Below are 23,278 nucleotides of genomic sequence, written 5' to 3'. Positions count from 1 at the left end.
TCAATTTTAATTTGTAACTTTTTGCTCTGACTCTCTTGAGAAATCATAGCTAACACTACCCATTGGATAGAGATTAAACATAAACATAATACCTTGTTTGTTGACCGAATCAATTCCATTACTTGAACTCGTTGATTTTGGCGTTGTTGTATCTTTATATTGAATAGAGTAGTCCCAACATTTTAATGTCTTTTTAAAGCCAAATGCCCACGATCTAAATTCATCCGCTTTAACGTCATAATTGACACTTGTAAAAATATTATAATGGGTAAAATACTTGGTGTCGGCATAAAGTGTTACATAGCTATAATCTTCATCCGTAGAGGTACTTTCAGTAATTTTATAGATTGTATTTTCTTTATAAACTGAATCTTGATAGGTGTAGCGAAGGGAGGTTGAATAAAGCTCGTCACTGTAATTAATCGAAATTTGATTTCGTGAAATTTTACTATACTCATTTGAATAAGAGAGATTATGTCCAAAAGAGAGTTGCTCGTTTACATGATATTTAAGGTCATTTTCCAAGTCACCATACTTATAATCATAGTCATCATAGTAAAACTGTACTAATTTATGACTGATTTTCTTCTCACCGTCTCCGTTATAAAAAAACTCTTTGAGGGTTAAAGAGGTGCTTTTGGCAAGCGTATTAAGCGTAATAAAATCAGCAAAATATCCTGACTCATCCTCTTTACTAGGAATAATATGGTTAAGCTCAATGTACATCGTATGGTAAAAATTATCATACGGTTTGGCAAGCTCTGTGAAGAGTGAAATTTTATGGTAATTTCTCCAATATTTTCCTTCATTATCGTTTGTATCATCATTGCCATAGGCAATATGCGATGCGTAAATGTTTTCTGAAACGCTTACATGTAAATAATCTTGCAGCAGTGAAAAGTAGAGAGAGAAAGGGACATCCACTTGATTTTGAAAGGCAGTTGTGTCCTCTTGGCGCGTATAGTTACTAGCTTTATAATCAACACTGTAGAGTAAATTATCTAACACTAGCGGCGATGTAAAATGGTGGTAATGCAGCGTTGGCAACTCTTGTAAGGTTTTAGCATTTGTACCAGTTTGTGCTTTAGCATACGTATCAATATCATATCTTGCATACACACCATAATAGTCTTGATCTTGTTTTATATAGTAGTTAAGGCGAGAAGTCACTAATTTATCATAGCTTGTTGTCTCATTACTCATCGTATTGTAATAGTCAATGTCGTTGAGATAGTTAATATCAAGCCATAAACCATCTTCAAGATTGTTATATTTCGTACTTAACAGTTGACTGCGGTCGTACATGACATGTAAGCCATAATGCGAACTGTTTTTCAGATTTTCTTCTTCCGCATAATCACTGTGTTCATTAAAATACCCCGTCGTGATCTCACCACTGGAGTAAGCAGAGTCTACAAAACGATAGGTTCCGTGCATGCCTTCACCTCTATTGGTACGCATTTGTGGACGAAGCTCCACATCGTAATCCACCGCAGGTGCAATAAAGATGGGTTGCATGTAATAAAAACCCTCTGAACTTCCAAAGCCAAATTCAGGCTGTAAAAGTCCTGTGCGACGTGTCGTATCGGTTGAAAATGCAAAATAAGGAAGGTAAAAAACGGGCACATCGTTCGCGTAAAAGACAGGGTTGTAGAGGTGTAGCCATTTACTCTCTTTGTTAAATTCGCCTGAGGTAAAAGCGATTTTCCAGTCAGGTTCTTGGGTATTGCAGCTTGAGACAATGGATTTTTGGGTGATGTAGGTTTCAGGATTTAAAATAGCATTTTCACATTTGATCCATACATTTGTCTCTTCATCGTAAAAGAAGAGTGGATCTGAAACGCCTATATCGGTATTGAGATTGAGTTTTGTGTGGCCTGTACGAGAGGCGTAACTGACACCTTCTAGCATCGTAATATTGCCAAAAAGCTCTAAATCACCACTAGCTGTGTCATAATAGGCTTCATCTGCGGTAATAAGGTATTTGGGGCTGTAAAGAACTACGTTGTTGATGGCATGAATTAACGTACCCTGTTTGGTAACATTTTCAGCCAACACCTCAACATCTTGAGGACCTTTTTGTGCGGGTGTTTTTTGTGCAGGTGCTGCCCATAAGCTTCCTAAAGAAAGCGCCACGAAAAGAAAAAATTTAATGTGCATTGACCACCAACGTGTTGGCAACTCTATCATGCCATGTCTCTCTTTTTGGATTTAAAGCGGCCCATACAAAACCTAAATAAAAGATGGACTCACTGACAATTCTAAAGGCAGCGCGACTGAGTGAAAACAAAAAGGAAGGTTTTTCCAAATCATCGGTGGAGATGACTCGGATTTTCATCGCGATTTTCCCCAACGTTGCCCCATACATCCATACAAAATAGGTTTGATAGATCACTTTTAACACAACGACATAGCCAAAAAGACCATTGATCGCGTCTATCATCTCTTCGGTCGTCATGTTATCAGGAATTTGATCAAAATAGATCAATGCAAACAAAACAGAGATCAAAATTTCATCAATCATATACGCCAACCCTCGCTTTTGAAGCGTGGATAATGTAATATTTTCACTCTCAAACTTTTCGATTAACTCATCATTAGTCATGTTTAAGTGCCTGATACGCAATGTCACTTCTAAACTGTTTGCCTGCAAAATGGACTTGCCCACACAGTAAATAGGCAAATTCTCGTGCCTCTTTGATGCTTTCCCCAACGCCCACACATAAAAGCACACGTCCACCTGTGGCGTAAAGTTTGCCCTCTTCAAGGCTTACACCTGCATACGAAATATGAGTGTTCGCTAGACCTGCATGCACACTTTTATCGACAATAATTTCAGAAGGCTTTGAATCGCCATACGGATAATTTTCACTTGCCATCACCACAGCAATCGCATATTTATCAAAAAATTCAATGTTTAAATCTTTAAGATCGCCTGTCGCAGCTTTGTAAAAAAGCTCGCTCGCAGGGGTTTTTAACAGTGGCATCAAGATTTCGCACTCAGGATCGCCAAAACGAACATTGTACTCTAAAACAATCGGCTCATTTTTCACGATCATCAAGCCAATAAACAGCACACCTTCAAACGGGGCATTTTCATTTTGCATTCCCGCTAATGTTGGTTTAATAATGCGTTCTTCCACTTTTTTATAGAGTTCATCATCAATCAATGGCGTTGGCGCATACGCACCCATACCACCGGTATTAGGACCAATGTCGTTGTCTTTGAGGCGTTTATGATCTTGCGCCGCTGGAAGGATTTTATAATCCACGCCATCACAAATCACAAATAACGAAAGCTCATACCCATCTAAAAATTCTTCCACAACCACACCAAGCCCTGCATCGCCAAAGCTTTTTCCACTGAGCATATCTGCCACAGCCTCTTTGGCTTCGTCTTTACTTTGCGCGATAATCACGCCTTTGCCAGCACACAGACCATCCGCTTTTACGACGATAGGAAGTTCTAACGTTTCGATAAAATCATTGGCTTTTTGGGCATCATTCGTTTCGATAAATTTAGCGGTTGGAATTTTATAACGAGAGAGAAAGTTTTTCATAAATATTTTTGAGCCTTCAAGTCTGGCTGCTGCTTTAGAAGCGCCAAAAATGACAAGCCCTTTAGCTTTAAAACTATCGACGATACCTTCCACAAGTGCCGTCTCTGGGCCTACGATGGTGAGATCAATGCCATTTTCTTTGGCAAAATCCGCCAAAGCTTCATAATCTTTACATGTAACGTTTTGTCCAAGTTGTGGGGTTGCACCGTTTCCAGGTGCGAAAAAAATTTCGGTTACATTGGGGTCTCGCTTAAGTGCCAACCCGATAGAATACTCTCTGCCACCACTACCAACAACCATGACTTTCATCAATTATTTCTCCAAATTTATATGTAAAAACCCAAGTGAGCGTTCCGTGATTGAAGTGGCCCTAATAAGCCAACTTCTGGGAGTCGACCTTTTCTTTAGGCTGCAATCTCTCACTTTTCGCAAAGCTCAAACAAAACCACAGGCACACCAAAAACGTACGTATTCCCATATACTATTTGTTGGACCCTCATGAAAACGGTTGTCGCTTCACCCAGGCAAGTTAATTACTAAACTTCTTCAATTATAAAGAATTTTAGCTTCTAAAGAGCTTTCGCCAAGGCGATGCACGCCTCAATACTTTGGGTGGAAGCGACCTTACAGTTTACATGTAAAGGCAGAGCAGAAGCTGTTTTTTCACCAATGGCAATCGCCGTATAACTCTCATCCCATGCGAAATTTTTCAAAAAACAACGCACGGTGGAAGGTGCTGTAAAGATGAGTTTTGACTCTTTCACAGGAGCAAAAGAGAGAGGATACTGCTTGCAGTGTGTCTCATACACGATGCGCTCTTCTATGGCAATGCCGTTTACATGTAAGATCTCAAAAAGCGAAGAAATGACCTCTTTGGCTCTGGGGAAAAAGACGTTTTGGGATTCTACTAGAGGGAGGAGATTTTTAGCAAAACGATCGCCATACGACTCTTTACATGTAAAGACCAAATGACCACCCAAATGCTCGATCAATGAAGCGGTTCCTTCACCGATGGCATAGGCGTTTTTGGCTTTCCACGCCGTGCCACTTTGCTCAAGTGCTTTGACACTGTTTTTGGAGGTAAAGATGATTCCATCAAACCCTTTCAAATCAATCGGAGTGGGATCAAATGCGATCTCAAAAAGAGGCAGATGCACTACCCCCTCATACGCTGTGTCGCTGAAGAGGTAGATCACTTTTTTATTCCCATTCAATCGTTGCAGGTGGTTTGGAAGAGATGTCATACACCACGCGGTTAATGCCAGCCACTTCGTTGATAATACGTCGGCTGATATTTTCCAAAACCGTATGCGGAATGTGCGCAAAGGTTGCAGTCATTCCATCGGTTGCATCGACGATTCTGACACAAATGGTGTTATCATACGTTCGATTATCGCCCATAACACCGACACTTTTGACATTAAGAAGCACGGTAAAGGCTTGCCATGTTTTTTCATAATACCCCGTCGCACGAAGCTCTTGAAGCATAATGACATCGGCCGCTCGTAAAAGCACTAAATCCTCTTTGGTCACTTCACCCATAATGCGAATCGCAAGACCAGGTCCTGGGAAAGGGTGGCGAGAGAGCATATCTTTTGGAAGTCCTAGTTCGGCTCCTAAAATTCTGACCTCATCTTTAAAGATTTCGCGTAATGGCTCGATAAGTTCAAACGTCATCCAATCAGGAAGTCCGCCCACATTATGGTGCGATTTAATGGTTTTAGAAGGGCCTTTGACCGAGACGGATTCGATCACGTCAGTGTAAAGTGTGCCTTGGGCTAAAAACTGAATGCCATTGTGTTTTTTCGCCTCTTCATCAAACACTTCAATGAAGGTTTCGCCAATGATTTTACGTTTTTTCTCAGGATCGCTCACACCAGCCAATCGGCTTAAAAACTTCTCACTCGCATCGACGGTGATGAGAGGCACATTACGACTTTTAAACATCGCTTCAACTTGCTCACGCTCGTGCGCTCGTAAAAGTCCATTGTCCACAAACACCGAAACGAGTTGATCGCCAATTGCTTCGGCTAAAAGGGTTGCAACCACAGAGCTATCAACGCCACCGCTCACGCCACACAACACTTTTTTAGAACCGACTTGTTCACGAATCTTTGCAATTTGCTCTTTCGCAAATGAGCCCATATTCCACGTACTTTCACAACCACAAATGTGTTTGGCAAAGTTTTTCAAAAGCTTGCTTCCTTGCTCTGAGTGAAATACCTCTGGATGAAACTGAAACGCGTAAATACTACGTTTTTCATCAGCAACAGCCGCATACGGTGAATTTTCACTGTACCCAATTTTTTCAAATCCTGCTGGAAGTGTTTCAACCCTATCGCCATGACTCATCCAGACGATCTGTCCGCATGTCGTATCTTTAAAAATTTTATGATCACTCTCAAATTGCAACTTGGCTTTACCATACTCTTGGTGCGTCGCAGGAATCACGCTACCACCAAAGTATTGCGTTAAAAGTTGCATGCCATAACAAATCCCTAAAATCGGAAGCCCCAGTGTGTACACTTTCGCATCAGGATGGTACGAATCTTTCGCATACACCGATGCGGGACCACCACTTAAAATAATACCTTTAGGGTTGCGTGCTTTAATAGCCTCAATCTTCTCATTGTACGGGACGATCTCACAGTAAACACCACTCTCACGGAGCTTACGTGCAATCAACTGCGTGTATTGTGACCCAAAATCTAAGACTAAAATAGGGACTTCTTTCATTTATTTCCTTCTATTTGAATATAAACCAAACTTAATTAACTCTTTTAAACGACTACCACACGCTTTCAAAGCAAAGCTTTGAAACCTACGTTAACACTGAGTTTTCCTTGGCGGAAAGCCCGCGCACCCTTGGTGCTTTTACTTCTTGCAATGATGCAAGAAGTCTAATATAAATCAAGTATTTCAAACTGTACGTACCAGACGACAAGGGAGAGAATATAACCTGCAAGCACGGTCCATGCGTACTTCATGTGAGAACCAAAGGTATAAATCCCTCTGAGTTTTCCCATCACGCCCACACCTGCGGCAGAGCCAAAGCTAATCAAACTGCCACCAATTCCAGCCGTCATCGTCACAAGAAGCCATTGATCCATGGACATGTCGGGATTGGCTTTTAACACCGCACTCATGACAGGAACATTGTCCACAATGGCGGAGAGAAATCCAATACCAATGTTGACCGTTGTTGCACCAAGGCTATCATACAATTTTACAGCTAAATCCAAATAACCTAAAAAATGGAGCCCGCCAACAGCGGCTAAAATACCAAAAAAGAAGAGCAGTGTGTCGTGCTCAATTTTGCCAATGGATTTAAAGGTATTGAGCTCTTCATGATGCCTTCGTTTGAGTTGGTAACTGTAAAGTTTTAAGAGCGAAAGTCCAAAGACCATGCCCCACATCGGAGGAAGTTTAAAGAGTTGCTGACACAGAACTGCACAGACAATGGTAACAACGCCAAGACCCATCACCACTTTGCCCCCTTTTAAAACGCTAACGCGCATTTCCGTTGAGACATCAAAGTGAGGCTTATCGGCAGGTACGTACAACGATAAAAGCCATGCGGTGAGCACCCAACCCAAGAAAGCTGCAGGAAAGAGGTAAAAGAAATCCGTAAAAGGTGCTTTTTCTGCCATCCACGTCATGAGGGTTGTAATATCCCCAAAAGGGCTCCACGCACCTCCAGCATTGGCGGCAACAACGATATTAATCGCTCCTGGCACCAAAAAGGTTGGCTTCTCTTTTTCAATCGTAATCAAAACGGTGGATAAAATCAATGCGGTGGTTAAATTATCGGCTACGGGGCTGATAAAAAAGGCTAAGGCACCGGTAAGCCAAAAGAGCTTTTTATACGAATAGCCCCTAGAGACGAGGTTGTATTTGAGCGTATCAAACACTCTTCGCTCAATCAAAACCTCAATATAGGTCATCGCGACCAATAAAAAGAAGAATATCTCAGCAATTTCTAAAATCAGATGATCAACACTGCGTGTTAATGCACTGCTATCTAAGCCATTGATCACGTTGTAAATTCCAATCAGAACAAAAATAAATGTTCCCATAAACAAAGCAGGCTTTGCTTTATTGATATGGTAATTCTCTTCGGTTGCGACCATATAATACCCGATCACAAACACAAACAAGCAGACAATTCCTACCCATGTTGTTGTCATATCTTGCCCACTGGATGCCCAGATGGTATTTACCAAAACCAATAGTACGAACGCTATTTTCATCGTGTAACTTCCTCTTTTATGTAGTGTGCGCCCAAAGACGTTTTTCGTTTCAATGCACTGGTGATAATCTCGCGTGAAACCAAAAGCCTCAACCTCAAAAGCTTCCCAATCGGCAATGCCAGCATCGCTTCAACCCTTTGCAGAGCCTTTTCCAACCCCTGATTTTCTCGTATAATGCCCGCCTCATTCCACATTAAGTGGCGCAGTTCATTTTTAAGCACCTTATCGTTTTCACACATCAACACTGCTTCGTTTTCACTAAAATGCTTCATCGTCTTTGTGGATTCTTGCGTTGCGATCACTTCGTTAGCGACTCTTTCGGAGAAGACTAAGCCTTCGAGCAGCGAGTTACTCGCCAATCTATTAGCGCCATGAACTCCCGTGTGGGCGCATTCGCCGACAGCGAACAGATCGTTTACATGTAAAACCCTGCCGTGCAAATCTGTTTTGATACCTCCCATCGAATAGTGAAATGCTGGAGAGATCGGAATTCTCTGGTGTGGCACATTGTAACCAATATTTTTCATATTAAAATAGATACTCGGAAAGCGTTGTTTAAAATGCTCTTCTGAAAATGCATTAAGATCGAGATACACCTCTTTGTGTGTTTTTTGCTTGTACTGAAAAATGGCACGACTCACCACATCGCGAGGAGCAAGCTCACCTCTTGGATCGTACTCAAACACAAAACGCTTGCCATCTTCATCCACGACCAGTGCACCTTCACCGCGTAAAGACTCGCTTAAAAGCTGTTTGCGAACACTGTTACCCAAAACAAACGCGGTCGGATGAAACTGCATCATCTCCATATCCGCAAGTGCAATACCGTGACTCAGACAAATGCCTTGCATATCGGCACTAATGGTGCGTGCGTTGGTATGGTACTCATACAGTGATCCTACGCCACCACTGGCGATAATCACTTTGCGTGCATAGAGATTGAAAATGGTATCGTTGTGAAAAACACGCGCGCCATAACAGGTTCCCTCATCAAGGAGCAGATCGGTTACGTGCGTGTTGTATAAAATAGGAAAGGGCAGCTGTTCCATTAAAAAGAGGTGAATGTACCGCCCCGTCGCATCGCCACCTGCGTGTAAAATGCGGTTGGTGCTGTGAGCGGCTTCTTTGGTGTAGAGCAAATTGCCTGCTTCATCGGTGTCAAAATTAAATCCCCTATCGATCAAGCGCTTGATGGCAGCAGGACCTTCTGAACAGAGAACATTGACCGCATCTTTGTCGCAATGCCCTGCTCCAGCGCTTAATGTATCGTTTACATGTAAAGGGATGTCGGCGTCATCTTTCGCCACCGCAACGCCACCTTGTGCATAAAACGTATTGCACTCCCACGCATAATCTTTGGAAACGATCAAAACGCTCAATGACTTTGGAAGTGCTAAAGCGGTGTTAAGACCTGCGATACCCGTACCAATAATCAGCACATCGTACGATGTTTTCATTTAGTAAAGTGATTTCTTGTGTGTTTTTGCCGTTGTGTTGCCATCGTCGTAAACAGGAGGTCCTTTGTAACCGCAACCAAGCAGCGCAAAGCCCAAACATGCTATAATCAACGTATGAAAGATTCTAAAAGTATAATTTCTCATCTCGTACAACAACCTTCTATGAAGAAATATGAACAAATGCGTTGTTACGACAGATTGCTCAGTTTATTACCCAAAAGCTTCACAAGCATGATACGCTTTGTGTACACCAAAAACGATACGCTCTTTTTTGTACTCAATCATCCTTGCGCCAAAATGGAATTCAATTATAAACGTAATTTAATAAAGAGTCTATTAAAAGAGGTTCGTGTTCATTTTCCTGAGTGTGCTTGTTTACATGTAAACGAAGTTCAAGCCTTTGTGACCAATCAAAAAAGCGAAGAAGAGGCGTTGGTTGTCAGCGCCAATTCCGATATTTTCTATGCAGAACAAGCCACAGGAGCGTTTGAAACACTCTGCGACGATGAAAAACTGCGCGCGCTTTTTGAAGCGATTAAAGAGACCATTGCAAAAAATAGAACATGCTAGCTCAAAAACTTAAAAACGCGCCGCACAATGCGGGAATCTATCAGTATTTTAATGCGCAAGGCATGCTTTTGTATGTCGGCAAAGCCAAAAGCATTAAAAACCGCGTCAAGAGCTATTTTCGCTTTTCAGGCGAACTGTGTGCCGCGCCCAATCTTTCACCTCGCATTGCAAAGATGATCAGCGAAGTTGACAATATCGAGTATATCGTCGTTCAAAGCGAACACGATGCGCTCATCTTGGAAAATTCGCTGATTAAACAGCTCAAACCCAAGTACAACATTCTTCTGCGCGATGATAAAACCTATCCATACATTGCGATCAATCTTTCCGAGCCTTTCCCTCGTTTTGAGATCACACGCAAGATTGTCAATGACAGACATATTAAATATTTTGGCCCACTTTCAGGTTCGGCGAAAGCGCTTTTAGAAGCGCTCTATTTGGCGTTTCCGCTCGTGCAAAAACGAGGCTGTTTGAAAGGCAAAAAAGCCTGTCTTTTCTACCAAATCAACCGCTGTTTAGCACCCTGTGAACAAAAAATAGATGCCGAAACGTATGGCAAAATTGTCCATGAAGCGCTTGAATCCTTAAACGATCAAAAAAAGCTCGTGAACCTTTTACATGTAAAGATGGAAGAGGCGTCGATGAAGCTCAATTTTGAAGAAGCCGCGAAGCTTCGTGACATCATTAATTCCATTAAAGACGCTTTACATGTAACGCATGTGGAGCTTTCAAAACTTGAAGATTACGATGTGTTTGCCATTGAAATCATGGAAAAAACGGCCGTGATTATGCGTCTGTTTATTCGTGGCGGAAAGATCGTCTCAACATCGCACACGCTCATGCACAATGCGTACGGCTTTGAAAAAGAGGAGCTGTACCAGCGAGCTCTTTTTGAGTTTTACAACCCGATGAATCAAACCTTTGCCAAGCAGATTCTCATCGCCGAATCCTTTAACGAACAAAATTCTATCAGTCAATTTTTAACTGAGAAATTTGGACAAAAAATCACGATCAGCGTTCCCCAACGTGGCGAAAAACTGCATTTAACCTCCATTGCACAAGAGAATGCCAAAACGATTTTAATCCAACACAGCACGAAAAACAACAACTCTTTGAGCGAACAGATGCAAGCTTTGTTTGATTTTACCTCCCTTCCCAAACGCATTGAAATTTTCGACAACTCGCATCTTGGCGGTAAATCGCCCGTGGGTGGAATGGTCGTTTGGGATGAAGGATTTGATAAGTCCAGCTACCGCCGTTACGAGCTTCACCACACGGATGAATACGCGCAAATGCGAGAAATGTTAGAGCGTCGTATTAATGATTTTTCCAAAGAATCAGCTCCCGATCTTTGGGTGCTGGACGGCGGTGAAACCATCCTCAAACTCGCCAAAAGTCTGCTCTCTCAAAAAGGGGTTCAGGTCGATCTGCTTGCCATTGCCAAAGAGAAACGTGACGCGAAAGCCAACCGCTCCAAAGGAGCTGCGCACGATCTTTTGTACAACCAAAACCAAGCCTTTGAACTCCCCCCAAGTGATAAACGTTTGCAGTTTATTCAAAGGCTTAGGGATGAGGCTCACCGCTTTGCGATCACGTATCATCAGAAGAAAAAACGAGGAGCTGATATGAGTTTAGAGCTTCTGCAAATCGAAGGCGTGGGTGCTGCAACGATTAAAAAATTGCTCCTTTACTTTGGAACCTTTGAAGCGATCTACGCGGCAAGCCAAGAAGAGCTAGAGGTCACCGTTGGTAAGAAGCTTGGAGTCAATCTATTTCAGGGCTTAAAAAAGTAGGTTAGTTTTAAGTATAAGTGAGTTAAAATTGACTTTTTAACGTTCATTAAAGGATCGTGATTTGATACTTTACGATAAAAGTGGCCTATTTTTGGGAATGGGGAGCCAAGAGTTGTACCTTTTGGGGTACGAAGACATGGAAGAGTTTCGTAATTATCATAGCGACATTGCTGATCTCTTTATCAATAAACCAGGCTTCATCTTCAAGTTTAAAAACTTCTGCTGGATCGATTATGCTCAGCACAGTGGCACACCCAATAAACGCGTTCTCATCCGTACCAAAAATGGTAAAGAGATTGAATCTTCCCTCTTGATTAATGAAATCTACCTTCAAAAAGAGCTCAATAACACATCGCTTTTTTACAGCGTAGAGCTTAGCAATGCGCCTTCATTTAAACGTGACCTTCCTATTTCGATGAACACACCCCAAAATTTTGACACAACGCTTGAAGAGCCCACCCCTTCGATCACCTCGTATGAAGAGTCCTTCAGCGAAGAAGCACCATTAGCCCAAACAGCGCCTATCAGCTTTGAGACAACACAACCTTCGATGGAAACGGCTTTTGAAGAGGATTACACGGCCTCACTTCCGACACCGATGATTTCACTGTCTGAGACAGAAGCGGCTCAAGACTTTAAACTCAATACTTCTGCCCCACTTTTGGAAGACACCTTTGATTTTAAACTCAAATTTGACCATACGATTCTTGATGAACCCAAAGAAGACAAAGCGCCAAAGATCGTGGAAGAGACGCCAGAAGCGTACCATTCGATTGATCAAATTACACTTCACGATCTTGATTTTACAGCTCCCGTGGAGTTTTATCCTGAAGATCAAGTGGAAGATCTTTTGGACGATCCAACGTTACATGTAGAGGAGTTGCGCGCACCATCAGATGTCACACCTTTGGTGGAAGAAGAAACCTTTGACCTCTCAGAGTGTGCCGAAGAGTTAGGGCTTGATATCAGCACGTTAGCGCAAATCATTGAAGAGTATGTGATCTCTTTAGATACCAGTTTACCACGGCTAAAAGACGCCATCAATGCCAATAACCGCCATCAGGCCAAAGAGGAGATTTCACACCTTAAAAGTGTTGCGCTTCATCTTCAAATTCTCTCTTTGTTCCACCAGTTTGAACACCTAGAAACCAGTTTGGATTTTGACACGAAAGAGGAGATTTTACACACACTCCAATCCCTCCAAAAAGCCGTTTCACACTTTAAGGAGAATGTTCTATGATCAAATTTTTCCTCGTTTTTTTGCTGCTGCTTTCACCCCTGTTTGCCGATCATTTTCGCGATGCAACCTTGGCGTACAAAGCAGGTCACTACGCCCAAGCCAAAGAGCTTTTTGAGCTCTCCATTAAAAAAGAGAATGCCATTCAAGGCTACTTCTACCTCGGTAAAATGTATCTGTACGGTGAAGGGATGGAAGCCAATGCTTCGCTTGCGATTCCCTACTTAGAACAAGCGGTGATGAAAGGCAATATCAAGGCAAAATGCTACCTTGCCGAAGCCTATCTCAAAAATAAAATCAAGCATGATGATGCGGTTTTACTCCTCAACCAAGGAGCCAAAGAGAGCGTTACATGTAAAGAGATCGCCTCTGCTTACAACATACTTATTAACAGTTAATAAAGGACGCCGACCATGAAATTAACGACGCAACATACGTTACGACTTATCAGCCAATACCCCTTGATTATTCTTTTTATCTTTTCAAGTTATTTTCTCTTTTTATCGTACAGTCAATTCGATACAACACTGACACTCAAAAACAAGATAGAGAGTACCAAGGTTCTAAGTTCACTCTCCATTGAACTCGCCAAAGAAAGAGGGCTCAGTGCATCGTACCTTTCCAGTCAAGGAAGTATTGCCAAAGAGGCACTTCAAGAGCAACGCGCTGGGGTCAATAAATCCATCAAAGCGTTTCATGATTTTTACCAAACGCACGAGGTAACACCCAACATTAAAAACGTGATTACCTACATTACCAAAATTGTTGAAATGCGCCAAGCTGTCGATAGTTTTGCCATTGATTTTAATAAAATGTTCTTTGATTACTACAGTCAAATCAACATTTTTCTTCTTAAAGAGCTTGAAACGATCGGCACGATTGACACCAATTCCAATATTTCAAACCTTACCTACTCTTTGGTTACGGTTTATAAAAACATCGAATCTCTTGGACAAGAGCGTGGATTTGTTTCTAAAATCTTGAGCCAATATGTCCCCTTTAGCCCAAAAGAGCTCGAAATTTGGATCACGATATTTGGAACGTCCAGTAGTTTTGATCATACAACGATTAACGATGCCTCAACACGTTCTCAGATCGAAACGCTCTACAAACAGCCTGATAATGTCAAACTTGAAGAGGAGATCACACAAGTTAAAGCTGAGCTGATTGCCGCGGCACAAACGGGTGAGTATCTGATTGACCCGACACTGTGGTTTGGGCTTCTGACAAAAAAAATTGACATCCTTGATAAATCAGCACAAATCATTAGTGCCTCTTTAAATGCACAAGAGCACAACTACGACAATCAAAACATCGGACAACTCATTGGAGCAGGTCTTACATGGATTATCTCCATTGTCTTAATGTTCTTAGGTTTTGGACTCTCAGGGCAATTTAGAAAGAACGTGCAAGGGCTTGAAAACATCTTTACACGCGTTGAAGAGCTTGCCGATACCAAAGAAAAGGTTGATTTCAATACGGCGGAGGGTATGAACGTCGCCTACGCCATTATCGATAAGGCGATTGAAAATATTGCCAAAGAGAAACAAAACGCCGAAGAGGCCAGTGCTGCCAAAAGTATCTTCTTGGCGAATATGAGTCATGAAATCAGAACACCACTGAATGGTATTATCGGATTTACGGAACTGCTTAGAAATTCTGATTTGGATGAAGAGAAGCGTGAATTTGTGGATGTTATTGAAAAAAGTTCTGAAAACCTTTTAGCGATTATCAATAATATCTTGGATCTTTCTAAAGTAGAGAGTAATAAAATCGAGATTGATGAGATTCTCTTCTCGCCTATTGATGAGTTTGAAAATGCCGTTGAAGTGTATGGACCCAAAGCGGCTGAGAAAAATATTCAGCTCTCTTTGTACATTGATCCAAGTCTGCACAATTACCTCAAAGGTGACGCGGTTAAAGTCAAAGAGGTTTTGATTAACCTTATGAGTAACGCGGTTAAATTTACCCCCAATAACGGTCAAATTACGGTTGAAATTAAACGCTTAAGCAACGCGCCTTTGGATAAAGCACGCGTTCTCTTTAGCGTTCAAGACTCGGGTATTGGTATTCACCACGATAAAATCGAAGGTATTTTTGACGCCTTTAACCAAGCCGATTCGACCATTACGCGTAAATTTGGAGGCACAGGACTTGGTCTTACGATCTCTTCAAAGTACATTGCGCTTATGGGAAGTCGCTTGGAAGTGGAGAGTGAAGAAGGCAAAGGAAGCCGCTTCTTCTTTGTACTGGATCTTCTTGAATCCACCGCTAGCGGAACCGATTACAAAGACCACTTTAGTGACTTTAACTGTGCGCTGTATGCACCACTGAACAGTGCCAAAGCGCATACCGAATTTATGTACGACTACTTTACCTATTTTGGTGCCCATGCCAAATACTATACCGATTTTCCAGCGCTTAAAAATCTGATCTTTAAAGCAGGCAGTAACATTATTGTGGCGGATTACAACAACCTCACGAAAGAGGAGCTTGAAGAGTATAAAAAGATTAAATTGCCTATTATTTTAATCTTCAAATCGTCACAGCAATCCAAATACAACGAATACAATACCAAATACATCACCCCAATTTACGAGCCTATCAATGTCTCAAAACTCGTTAAAGCCTTAGAGGCAAAACGTGAATTTTTACCGGCTAAAGAAGATCACATTCAACCACAACCGGTTCAAAAAGCAACCTTTGGTAAAAAGTTTAAAGCCAATGTCTTGGTCGCGGAAGACAATGAGATCAACCAAAAACTGATTCGTAGAACCCTCGAAGATTTAGGGCTGAACATTACCATTGTCCCCAATGGACTTCAAGCCTTAGAGCGTAGACGCAATGAGACGTTTGATATGATCTTTATGGATATTGCGATGCCAGTTATGGATGGTATCGAAGCGACGCATAAAATTTTAGAGTACGAAGAGAAAAATCACCTCACCCATACGCCTATTGTTGCCATTACCGCCAATGCGCTTAAGGGCGATCGTGAACGCTTTATGAAAGAAGGCTTGGATGAGTACATCACCAAACCGATTAAGAAAGAGAGCATCATCAGTATTCTCAACGTCTTCATTCAAGACAAGATCGATTACTCTGCTCAAGAGAACGTTACAGAAGCGAAAGCACCTGTATTAGAAGAGGAAAAAATCGAGCCTGTAGCACTACAACCCGTACACGATGAAGTCGCTATCACGCCTAGTGAATCAGAGCCTTTAAGCACTGATAAGGTCGCTTCATCACCCTTGGAACTGCTTGATGTTTTAGTCTTGAAAAAGAGTCCAATTGAAACCAAAATTTTTACCAGTGTTTTGAGTAAAATGTGTGAGCATGTTGAAGCGGCGAGCTCGTATAATGAGTTCAAACAAAAAATTGAGTCCAAACAGTGTAAGATTGTCTTATTTGATAAAGAGATGCTTTTAGACGATACTGAGACGTTTTTAGCATGGATTCATGCCATCACTGAGCAACACAACGCAGGAAAGATTCATACCATTATGTTTATTGATCCTAAAGAGAAAAACCACGATAGTTCTGCTGCCTTTGATGCTATTTTACCAAACCAAATTAGTAAAAAAGAGCTTGAAATCCTGATTCACACGTTTATTTAAAAGGCAAAATATATGGAAAAACAGTTAAAAATCCTAGCGGTTGATGATGATTTCATTAATCTAAAATTGATCAGCTCTATGTTACGTAAAAATGTTAATGTAGGCATTATCATCGAAGCAACCAATGGGCTTGATGCCATTAACCTGTTAAAAACGCAAGGTGATATTGATTTGGTGCTTCTTGATATTAAGATGCCTGTTATGGATGGCATTGAGTTTCTTACCAATATCCAATCCATGAATGAGTTCAAAAAGCTTCCTGTCATTGTTTTAACAACCGATGAGACACGCAAACATGAAGCCTTTGAACATGGGGCATTTGATTTTTTAGTCAAGCCTATTCGTGAGCATGACTTAAGCAGTAAAATCGCTAAGGTTGCTGATCTTTATTGATCAGCAACCTTGGTGAATCACCTCATTGATATGGTGATACAACGACGTAATTTCCTCTTTTTTCTCAATAAAGCTGTTTTTATTTGCAATCAAATACGCCGATGAATCCAAAATGGTCTCAACCACTTTAAGCCCATTTTGCTTCATGGTGCTTCCCGTTTCAACAATATCCACAATCACATCCGAAAGTCCCACAAGTGGTGCTAATTCGATCGAACCATAGAGTTTAATAATATTCACAGGCATCGCTTTTTTTGAAAAATATTTTTGAGCAATATTGGTCATTTTGGTAGCGACTTTAAGCTCAGGAGCGCTGTAATCGATCTCTTTGCCCTCTTGAATGCCCACACAGACTTTGCATTTGCCAATGCCAAGATCAAGCAATCGCAGAAGATCTTCATCTTTCTCTTCCAAAACATCCAAGCCCACCACACCAATGTCTGCCGATTGATGCAAAACATACGCAGGAACATCTTGATTTCGCACCAATAAAAAACGAAAACCATCGGCTTCTAAGATTAATTTACGATCATCAAAACGAAACGCGGTTCCAAAAATTTTTTCAAAAATTTCCAACGTCTCTTCTGCAATTCTACCTTTTGGCAATGCCACTGTTAACATTTGAGTCCTTTACTGTTCTATTTTTATCACGGTTTTTAGGCAAAGCCTAAAAACCTACGCTCAGCCGCTGTGGCACTAAAGCTTGCCACTGACGAGGCAGAAAAATTTCTACTGTTCTAAATGTGCCTCTTTAATGGTTTTAAGCATTCCTCTAAAAATCAGCGTTCGATCAAAAACCGCATTGCTAAAAAATTTAGAGAAAAATTTGCCGTCTCCTCCTAAAAAGAAGATGCGTTTATCTTTACATGTAACTTCCAAAAGCATGATAATCGACTTAACCACGCCATACGAAATCGCATCGTTTGTTTTTTGAGGTAAGGCATCCAGCGCGATGCTTGGATTGACGGGTAAGTTAAGACGTGGCGAAATTGAAGCATAACACTTCTCATACGCCCCAAGACCTGGAAGAATAAAACCGCCCAAGTGCATCCCTCCTGACATAATGTCGACCGTTATAGCACTGCCCGCATCGACAATCATCCCATCTTCAATCGTACAACATGCCGCAATACGATCAATCCCCATCCCTTGGTAAATCGTGTCAAATTCAAAATAAGGCTCCAAATCAATAAAATGATTTCTTCCTTGCAACCAACTCTTAAGGGCGTCGTTCACACAAATATAATAGACACGCTCTTGGGTTGAAAACTCTTTAAATTGTTTGTGAGACATGCTCCACACTTTACCATCTTGGTAAAAATCAGCATTGGAATTTCCAATATCACATAAAATCATTATAAACCTTCCAACCATTTTCTTGAAGCACAAGGGCCGCTTTAGAGCACAAAGGCGCATTAAGAAGCAGGTGTTTATACTTATAGGTATGCTTTACATGTAACTCTAAAGCCTTACAAAGTTCAGCCATTTCATCAACATGTTTGCGTAAAAATCGGCTCTTTTGTTCAATACGAAAAATAAGATGGTAAAACGATTTTGGGTCTACGCCACTAAAAATAGCGAGTTTTTTGCGAGTATGAAGCACAACTTTTGGATCCACCACTTCCAGAGATGTAAAAACGACCTGCTTGCAACAAATGCGCTCTAACATCTCTTTCATGATGGTAACACAACCCAATTCCTATTTTTTACGATTGAGTTTGAAGAAATGATCTTTATAGTAAAGCGCATCACCTGTTGTAAAGATGTGGCTCTCAATTTCATCGGGAAGTTTATACACGTTGGTTGAGACAAGATCTAAATCGGTCGCAATCACATAACCACCTTTTTCGATCATATAGATAAAGTCACCATAAATAGTTCCAGCAAACGTTGCAAATGGGAATTTACGCTCTTTAATGACTCTAAGATCTGCATCGGCTAAAATGACACGCCCGTCTTTGGTGAAGACAAAAATGCGATTTTCAAGTACGATCACATCTTTGACCTCTTTTTCAAGGAAACTGATGGATTTAGGACTGATGGAAACCACTTTGCTCTTCGTTGCAGCCACCAAACGATCGCCTAAAACTTGAAGGTAGATGATGTTGCCAAAGAACTTTTCATTGCTGACCACAACATCACGAATCGGTTTTTTGCTTTGCGCATCCACGATCACAAGCTTGCCATCCAAGGTTGGGAAAACGATTAAGTCGCCCAAGAAATAAGGTGCCGCGATACGAGAATCAAGCACATAAACGTTGTCTTGTTTAAGATGCATCATCTCTTTGCCATCGTTAATGTCAATCAAAATAAGTTCGTTGGAACCTAAAACAAGTGCTAGGATATTGGCTTTTAGCGAAGCAGAAGCGACAGAAACGCTACACTCTTTGGTGAAAAGCACTTTTTTAGACGCATCAACAATTTGCAAAGCGCCGCATTTCGATGCAGCAACATAGCGCCCTTGATCTTCACCCAGGTAGACAAAACCTTCAGGTAAAAGAACATTTGAAAGCCCTTTTTTGGTAATGACTTGACCATTAGAGAGTGTTGCACCATCTCGTACTGCATCCACAATTGAACCTGGCAAAGAGCCATCATAACTTACTTTACCAGCAAGTGCCTCTGGTTCAAAATATTGACGTTTTGTGCCACAACCGCTGACAACCAATAGTAAAGCCAAAAGTGAAAAAACAATTTTTGCGTATCTCATTATTTTAAACCTTGATAGTGTTCTAGATTTTTTGCAATCTGTTTAAGTGGAGAACTTGCATCGATTTGAGCAAATTTCAACCTCGCCTCTTCTACTCTCTTCTCTTTGAGCAATTCATAACCCTCTTGAAGTAGCACCATTCCCGAAAGCAATTCGCCTTTAGCCGTGGCATTTGCATCAAGCTGTGAAAGCTGATACGCTGCTAAATCCGCTAAAATAGGATCTTCTTTTGAAAGTGACACGCTTTTGAGTACTTCTGCATCACCTTTTGCCAGTGCTGTTTCAAAGAGATACATCGTGTACAATTTTGGATTTTTTGCTTTGAGGGTTTCCAATGCAGCGACATTGCTAGCATCCGTCAAAAGTGCCTGATACGCAACGTTAGAAGCTTTCAAACGCTGTTTGCTCATGACATCATTGATAGCATACCCACCAGCGCCCAACACTAAGAGTACAAGTGTAGCGATGATGTATTTTTTATTACGCTTAAAGAAACGCTCACCTTTGATCATTCCCTCTAAGAACTGTTCTTCCGTGCTCATCTCTTCTTTGACCGCTTTAATATTCTCTTGAAGTCCCAAACACTATCCTTATAGAAGCGATTTTTTTAAAAATATGCCAAAGTTTATCACAAGAAATATAAAAAGCCACTAATGCCATTTCAGTCTTAGCCAAAAGAGAATTTGCTATAATCAGCTTTTAAACTAACCGAAGGATTTTAGCCAATGCACATTGATGACGCACTCTTACAAAAACTTGAAAAACTCTCTTCTTTGAAAATAAGCGATGAGAAACGTGAAGGTGTGATTAACCAACTGAGTGAAATTGTCGCTTTTGTTGAAAACCTGAATGAACTTAACCTTGAAACAGAAGAGGCGACCTTTACAACCCTAGCGGGTGGTACTCCTTTTCGTGAAGATGTTCCTAGCGTCAATCCAGCCATTATTAAAACTATTTTAAATCATTCCCCACAGAGTGAAAGTGGCTTTTTTGTCGTTCCAAAAATCATCGAATAAGCCCATTTAAGGAGAATACAACATGAGTTCACTCAATATTAAAGCATTATTAAAAAATGTGGTCGCCTATAAAGCGTCCGATCTACACCTTGTAGGTCGCAGTGAACCTCAGATTAGAATTGATGGCAAACTTGTTCCTCTAGATATGGAACACCTGAGTGGTACGGTCATTGAAGAGCTCTGTTATACCCTCATTACCGATAAACAAAAGAAAAAGCTTGAAGAAGAGAAAGAGCTCGATTTTGCGATTATGTTTCCTGACATTGGCCGTTTTCGTGCGAACTACTATTATACGATCAATGGTGATTTAGCCGCCTCATTTAGGATCATTCCTATTGAGATTCCTTCCCTTGATGATCTCAACGCTCCCATTGTTTTTAAAGAGCTGATTAAACGCGAAAAAGGGCTTATCTTAGTCACAGGGCCTACGGGAAGTGGTAAATCAACCACATTAGCGGCACTTTTAAATGAGATCAACCTTTTTGAACACCGCCATATCATCACCATTGAAGATCCTGTAGAGTTTATTCATAGCAATAAAAAGTGCCTTTTTTCGCACCGAAATGTGGGGGAAGATACCAAAAGTTTTGCAAGGGCGCTCAAATTTTCACTCCGTCAAGATCCTGACATTATCCTTGTCGGTGAGATGCGAGATCAAGAGACGATTAGTACCGCCATTACAGCTGCGGAGACGGGTCACTTGGTTTTAGGAACCTTGCACACCAACTCAGCCGTTCAAACGATCAATAGAATTGTTGACAGCTTTGATGGTCCTGAACAGGTACAAGTGCGCAATATGTTAGCAACGTCACTGTATGCTGTTGTTTCGCAAAGCCTCTTGCCAAAAGTCGGTGGAGGAAGGGTTGCCATTCATGAGATCATGATTAACAATGCGGCGATTGCAAACCTTATTCGTGAAAATAAGATTCACCAAATTTACTCACAAATGCAACTCAATCAACAAAAAACTGGCATGGTCACTCAAACCCAAGCGATGATGAAACATCTCAAAGCCAACCTAATTACCAAAGAAGATGCCATTCGCTACTCTACACAACCGCAAGAGCTACTAAACAATATGGGCATCTAAAGCGAAGGTTTTACTAATATTACAGCTTATTCAGGTTATACTAAAGCATTAAAAAATCTAAAATAATGGGTAAAAAGGCACCTATGGACATGAACAATGGTAATCATATCGCAGAGATGGTTTTTCAGCTAGCCGATGAAACATTTGCAAAGCTCAAAGATTTAAACATTCCTCCCTATCCCAAATATTATCACGATACCTTTGTCGAGACAATGCAAGCAAACGGCGATGCCGAAATTTTAGACCTTTCAAAAAAACACAGTTATCTTTTTTCCAATGCTGGGCATGAAGAACTCTTAAGTGAAAATTGCTTTGGATTAATGAAAAAAGGACTTGAAGAGTTTGTCAAATCCAACGACAATCTCAGAGTCATCTCCGATGAGACCGCTATCAATATTGATAACATCAAACGAGACTACGAAAGTGTGGATACACGCCAAATCCTTCAAGCGTTTGACCATTTTCAAGATAAAATTTTCCAAGAGCTTCAATCGGCCGATGAGACCATTGCAAAGCTTAAATTGGAAGTCGAACGACTGGAGCGTGAATCCAACATCGATCCTCTGACCAAAGCCCATAACCGCAGAGTCTTAGTGAAAGACTTAGAAGAGGTGCTTAGTTTTGGAAAAGAGAAAGATATGGATATGCACCTTATTATGTTTGATGCCGATGATTTTAAACAGATCAACGACTCTTTTGGGCATATTGCAGGGGATAAAACGCTGATCTTTTTATCCAAGCTGATTCAAAATTCGCTTCGTCGTGGTACACGCATCTACCGTTATGGTGGCGAAGAGTTTGTGGTGATTCTCAACCGCACCTCGTTTGAGGAGGCGACCAAAATTGTTGATCGTATTATTAAAGAGACGAGTGATAGTAAGTTACTCTATAAAAACCACGACATTCATTTGACACTCAGTGCGGGTATCTGCTCCCATAAACACGCCATGAGCGCGGATGATCTGTTGGATAAAGCAGACAAAGCACTGTATGAAGCCAAACGAAGTGGTAAAAATTGTTTTAGGAGCGCACATTAATGGCGAATTTTTCCATGTTTGACATTATCTCATTGGCTTTAGTGCTTATTTTAGGTATTAAAGGTATTATTAATGGTTTTGTCAAAGAAGTTTTTGGTCTTTTAGGCATTATTGGAGGTATCTATTTTGCCTCACGTTATGCACCGGTTGCTGGTCAAATGATAAATGATCATCTTTTTGTTTTTGGAAACCAAGCTTCTTTGTATCTTTTTGGGTTTATTGCGGTTTTAATTGTTGTTTGGATTACCTGTATCTTTTTAGGCTACCTTATCGCACAAGCGCTGAGCCTTAGTGGTCTAAGCATGATCGATAAATTAGCAGGTTTTGCCGTGGGAAGTATGAAAATCTTTTTGGTTTTCTCCGTACTGGCCATTACCCTGAGTAACATTGAATTTGTCAAATCCAAAATGGAGCCTTATGTTGCTCACAGTATCATGTTCCCCCTCTTTTTGCAGATGGGTAATTATATTGTAAAGTTAGATACCAATACGATGTTTGAGAGCCTTCAGCCTAAAGTGAATAATTCAACAAATCCTTAAGAAAGGTTA

At 41.0% G+C, this 23,278-nt stretch carries 23 protein-coding genes; 10 read left to right on the top strand and 13 right to left on the bottom strand.

What is annotated here, in order from left to right; genetic code table 11:
• Positions 1-6: 6 nt before the first annotated feature.
• From SHALO_RS03870 to SHALO_RS15260, 8 genes are all read right to left on the bottom strand, one after another.
• A complete protein-coding gene (locus tag SHALO_RS03870; RefSeq protein ID WP_084010692.1) occupies positions 7-2,190 on the bottom strand; it encodes an LPS-assembly protein LptD in 2,184 nt (727 codons plus the stop codon).
• Positions 2,150-2,605, bottom strand: coding sequence for an RDD family protein (locus SHALO_RS03865; RefSeq protein WP_069477435.1), 456 nt, complete (start codon positions 2,603-2,605; stop codon positions 2,150-2,152). The genes SHALO_RS03870 and SHALO_RS03865 overlap by 41 nt, the downstream gene beginning before the upstream one ends.
• Positions 2,598-3,869, bottom strand: a complete 1,272-nt coding sequence (gene purD / locus SHALO_RS03860) for a phosphoribosylamine--glycine ligase (RefSeq protein WP_069477434.1) — start codon at positions 3,867-3,869, stop codon at positions 2,598-2,600. The genes SHALO_RS03865 and purD overlap by 8 nt, the downstream gene beginning before the upstream one ends.
• Positions 3,870-4,129: 260 nt before the next feature.
• The gene (locus SHALO_RS03855; protein ID WP_238585284.1) at positions 4,130-4,756 is read right to left on the bottom strand and encodes a uroporphyrinogen-III synthase; all 627 of its coding nucleotides are present in this window, start codon (positions 4,754-4,756) and stop codon (positions 4,130-4,132) included.
• Between the two features lie 4 nt (positions 4,757-4,760).
• Positions 4,761-6,296: a glutamine-hydrolyzing GMP synthase gene (gene guaA / locus SHALO_RS03850; protein ID WP_069477432.1), complete on the bottom strand. Its 1,536-nt coding sequence runs from the start codon at positions 6,294-6,296 to the stop codon at positions 4,761-4,763.
• 164 nt (positions 6,297-6,460) lie between these two features.
• Positions 6,461-7,810, bottom strand: a complete 1,350-nt coding sequence (gene nhaD / locus SHALO_RS03845) for a sodium:proton antiporter NhaD (RefSeq protein ID WP_069477431.1) — start codon at positions 7,808-7,810, stop codon at positions 6,461-6,463.
• Positions 7,807-9,267, bottom strand: coding sequence for an L-aspartate oxidase (gene nadB, locus SHALO_RS03840; RefSeq protein ID WP_069477430.1), 1,461 nt, complete (start codon positions 9,265-9,267; stop codon positions 7,807-7,809). The genes nhaD and nadB overlap by 4 nt, the downstream gene beginning before the upstream one ends.
• Complete coding sequence (locus SHALO_RS15260; RefSeq protein WP_145923221.1) at positions 9,268-9,411, bottom strand: lipoprotein; 144 nt, start codon at positions 9,409-9,411, stop codon at positions 9,268-9,270.
• 87 nt (positions 9,412-9,498) lie between these two features.
• Here SHALO_RS15260 and SHALO_RS03835 point away from each other — a divergent pair, with 87 nt between their 5' ends.
• From SHALO_RS03835 to SHALO_RS03810, 6 genes are all read left to right on the top strand, one after another.
• Complete coding sequence (locus SHALO_RS03835; RefSeq protein ID WP_238585283.1) at positions 9,499-9,837, top strand: hypothetical protein; 339 nt, start codon at positions 9,499-9,501, stop codon at positions 9,835-9,837.
• Complete coding sequence (uvrC, locus tag SHALO_RS03830) at positions 9,831-11,630, top strand: excinuclease ABC subunit UvrC (RefSeq protein ID WP_069477428.1); 1,800 nt, start codon at positions 9,831-9,833, stop codon at positions 11,628-11,630. Before SHALO_RS03835 ends, uvrC begins: the two co-directional genes overlap by 7 nt.
• A 61-nt stretch (positions 11,631-11,691) precedes the next feature.
• Entirely contained in the window at positions 11,692-12,870 is a 1,179-nt protein-coding gene (locus SHALO_RS03825; protein ID WP_069477427.1) for a hypothetical protein, read from the top strand.
• A complete protein-coding gene (locus SHALO_RS03820; protein WP_069477426.1) occupies positions 12,867-13,265 on the top strand; it encodes an SEL1-like repeat protein in 399 nt (132 codons plus the stop codon). Before SHALO_RS03825 ends, SHALO_RS03820 begins: the two co-directional genes overlap by 4 nt.
• A gap of 15 nt (positions 13,266-13,280) precedes the next feature.
• Positions 13,281-16,484 carry a response regulator gene (locus tag SHALO_RS03815; RefSeq protein WP_069477425.1) on the top strand — a complete coding sequence of 1,068 codons (3,204 nt, stop codon included), beginning with the start codon at positions 13,281-13,283 and terminating at the stop codon, positions 16,482-16,484.
• 12 nt (positions 16,485-16,496) lie between these two features.
• Positions 16,497-16,877, top strand: a complete 381-nt coding sequence (locus SHALO_RS03810; protein WP_025343942.1) for a response regulator — start codon at positions 16,497-16,499, stop codon at positions 16,875-16,877.
• On the opposite strand, the gene hisG is transcribed toward SHALO_RS03810, so the two are convergent.
• The 5 genes from hisG to SHALO_RS03785 form a co-directional block, all read right to left on the bottom strand.
• The gene (gene hisG, locus SHALO_RS03805) at positions 16,878-17,498 is read right to left on the bottom strand and encodes an ATP phosphoribosyltransferase (protein ID WP_025343941.1); all 621 of its coding nucleotides are present in this window, start codon (positions 17,496-17,498) and stop codon (positions 16,878-16,880) included.
• A 108-nt stretch (positions 17,499-17,606) separates the two neighbouring features.
• Positions 17,607-18,233, bottom strand: a complete 627-nt coding sequence (locus SHALO_RS03800; RefSeq protein WP_069477424.1) for a type III pantothenate kinase — start codon at positions 18,231-18,233, stop codon at positions 17,607-17,609.
• Positions 18,220-18,573, bottom strand: coding sequence for a hypothetical protein (locus SHALO_RS03795; protein WP_238585282.1), 354 nt, complete (start codon positions 18,571-18,573; stop codon positions 18,220-18,222). The genes SHALO_RS03800 and SHALO_RS03795 overlap by 14 nt, the downstream gene beginning before the upstream one ends.
• A 3-nt stretch (positions 18,574-18,576) precedes the next feature.
• Complete coding sequence (locus SHALO_RS03790) at positions 18,577-19,587, bottom strand: outer membrane protein assembly factor BamB family protein (RefSeq protein WP_069477422.1); 1,011 nt, start codon at positions 19,585-19,587, stop codon at positions 18,577-18,579.
• Complete coding sequence (locus SHALO_RS03785) at positions 19,587-20,168, bottom strand: hypothetical protein (protein WP_069477421.1); 582 nt, start codon at positions 20,166-20,168, stop codon at positions 19,587-19,589. The genes SHALO_RS03790 and SHALO_RS03785 overlap by 1 nt, the downstream gene beginning before the upstream one ends.
• 144 nt (positions 20,169-20,312) lie before the next feature.
• Between SHALO_RS03785 and gatC the strand changes: the two genes are divergently transcribed.
• The 4 genes from gatC (at position 20,313) to SHALO_RS03765 (ending at position 23,269) form a co-directional block, all read left to right on the top strand.
• The gene (gene gatC / locus SHALO_RS03780; RefSeq protein ID WP_069477420.1) at positions 20,313-20,603 is read left to right on the top strand and encodes an Asp-tRNA(Asn)/Glu-tRNA(Gln) amidotransferase subunit GatC; all 291 of its coding nucleotides are present in this window, start codon (positions 20,313-20,315) and stop codon (positions 20,601-20,603) included.
• Positions 20,604-20,625: 22 nt separating this feature from the next.
• Complete coding sequence (locus tag SHALO_RS03775) at positions 20,626-21,693, top strand: type IV pilus twitching motility protein PilT (protein ID WP_069477419.1); 1,068 nt, start codon at positions 20,626-20,628, stop codon at positions 21,691-21,693.
• Positions 21,694-21,782: 89 nt separating this feature from the next.
• Positions 21,783-22,730 (top strand): GGDEF domain-containing protein, encoded by a 948-nt coding sequence (locus tag SHALO_RS03770; protein ID WP_069479311.1) that lies wholly within the window; start codon positions 21,783-21,785, stop codon positions 22,728-22,730.
• Positions 22,730-23,269 (top strand): CvpA family protein, encoded by a 540-nt coding sequence (locus tag SHALO_RS03765; RefSeq protein WP_069477418.1) that lies wholly within the window; start codon positions 22,730-22,732, stop codon positions 23,267-23,269. Before SHALO_RS03770 ends, SHALO_RS03765 begins: the two co-directional genes overlap by 1 nt.
• Positions 23,270-23,278 lie beyond the last annotated feature (9 nt).

The organism is Sulfurospirillum halorespirans DSM 13726, from assembly GCF_001723605.1.
In the GTDB taxonomy this organism is placed as follows: domain Bacteria; phylum Campylobacterota; class Campylobacteria; order Campylobacterales; family Sulfurospirillaceae; genus Sulfurospirillum; species Sulfurospirillum halorespirans.
Note: the sequence above shows the minus strand (reverse complement) of the source record. Positions and strands in the feature narration are given on the sequence as shown.

Coding starts and splice junctions, on each gene's coding strand:
- gatC (WP_069477420.1), top strand. CDS start 20,313: ATGCACATTGATGACGCACTCTTACAAAAACTTGAAAAACTCTCTTCT.
- uvrC (WP_069477428.1), top strand. CDS start 9,831: ATGCTAGCTCAAAAACTTAAAAACGCGCCGCACAATGCGGGAATCTAT.
- SHALO_RS03775 (WP_069477419.1), top strand. CDS start 20,626: ATGAGTTCACTCAATATTAAAGCATTATTAAAAAATGTGGTCGCCTAT.
- SHALO_RS03835 (WP_238585283.1), top strand. CDS start 9,499: ATGATACGCTTTGTGTACACCAAAAACGATACGCTCTTTTTTGTACTC.
- SHALO_RS03820 (WP_069477426.1), top strand. CDS start 12,867: ATGATCAAATTTTTCCTCGTTTTTTTGCTGCTGCTTTCACCCCTGTTT.
- SHALO_RS03765 (WP_069477418.1), top strand. CDS start 22,730: ATGGCGAATTTTTCCATGTTTGACATTATCTCATTGGCTTTAGTGCTT.
- nadB (WP_069477430.1), bottom strand. CDS start 9,267: ATGAAAACATCGTACGATGTGCTGATTATTGGTACGGGTATCGCAGGT.
- SHALO_RS03790 (WP_069477422.1), bottom strand. CDS start 19,587: ATGAGATACGCAAAAATTGTTTTTTCACTTTTGGCTTTACTATTGGTT.
- purD (WP_069477434.1), bottom strand. CDS start 3,869: ATGAAAGTCATGGTTGTTGGTAGTGGTGGCAGAGAGTATTCTATCGGG.
- hisG (WP_025343941.1), bottom strand. CDS start 17,498: ATGTTAACAGTGGCATTGCCAAAAGGTAGAATTGCAGAAGAGACGTTG.
- SHALO_RS03815 (WP_069477425.1), top strand. CDS start 13,281: ATGAAATTAACGACGCAACATACGTTACGACTTATCAGCCAATACCCC.
- nhaD (WP_069477431.1), bottom strand. CDS start 7,810: ATGAAAATAGCGTTCGTACTATTGGTTTTGGTAAATACCATCTGGGCA.
- guaA (WP_069477432.1), bottom strand. CDS start 6,296: ATGAAAGAAGTCCCTATTTTAGTCTTAGATTTTGGGTCACAATACACG.
- SHALO_RS03810 (WP_025343942.1), top strand. CDS start 16,497: ATGGAAAAACAGTTAAAAATCCTAGCGGTTGATGATGATTTCATTAAT.
- SHALO_RS03870 (WP_084010692.1), bottom strand. CDS start 2,190: ATGATAGAGTTGCCAACACGTTGGTGGTCAATGCACATTAAATTTTTT.
- SHALO_RS03800 (WP_069477424.1), bottom strand. CDS start 18,233: ATGATTTTATGTGATATTGGAAATTCCAATGCTGATTTTTACCAAGAT.
- SHALO_RS15260 (WP_145923221.1), bottom strand. CDS start 9,411: ATGAGAAATTATACTTTTAGAATCTTTCATACGTTGATTATAGCATGT.
- SHALO_RS03770 (WP_069479311.1), top strand. CDS start 21,783: ATGAACAATGGTAATCATATCGCAGAGATGGTTTTTCAGCTAGCCGAT.
- SHALO_RS03865 (WP_069477435.1), bottom strand. CDS start 2,605: ATGACTAATGATGAGTTAATCGAAAAGTTTGAGAGTGAAAATATTACA.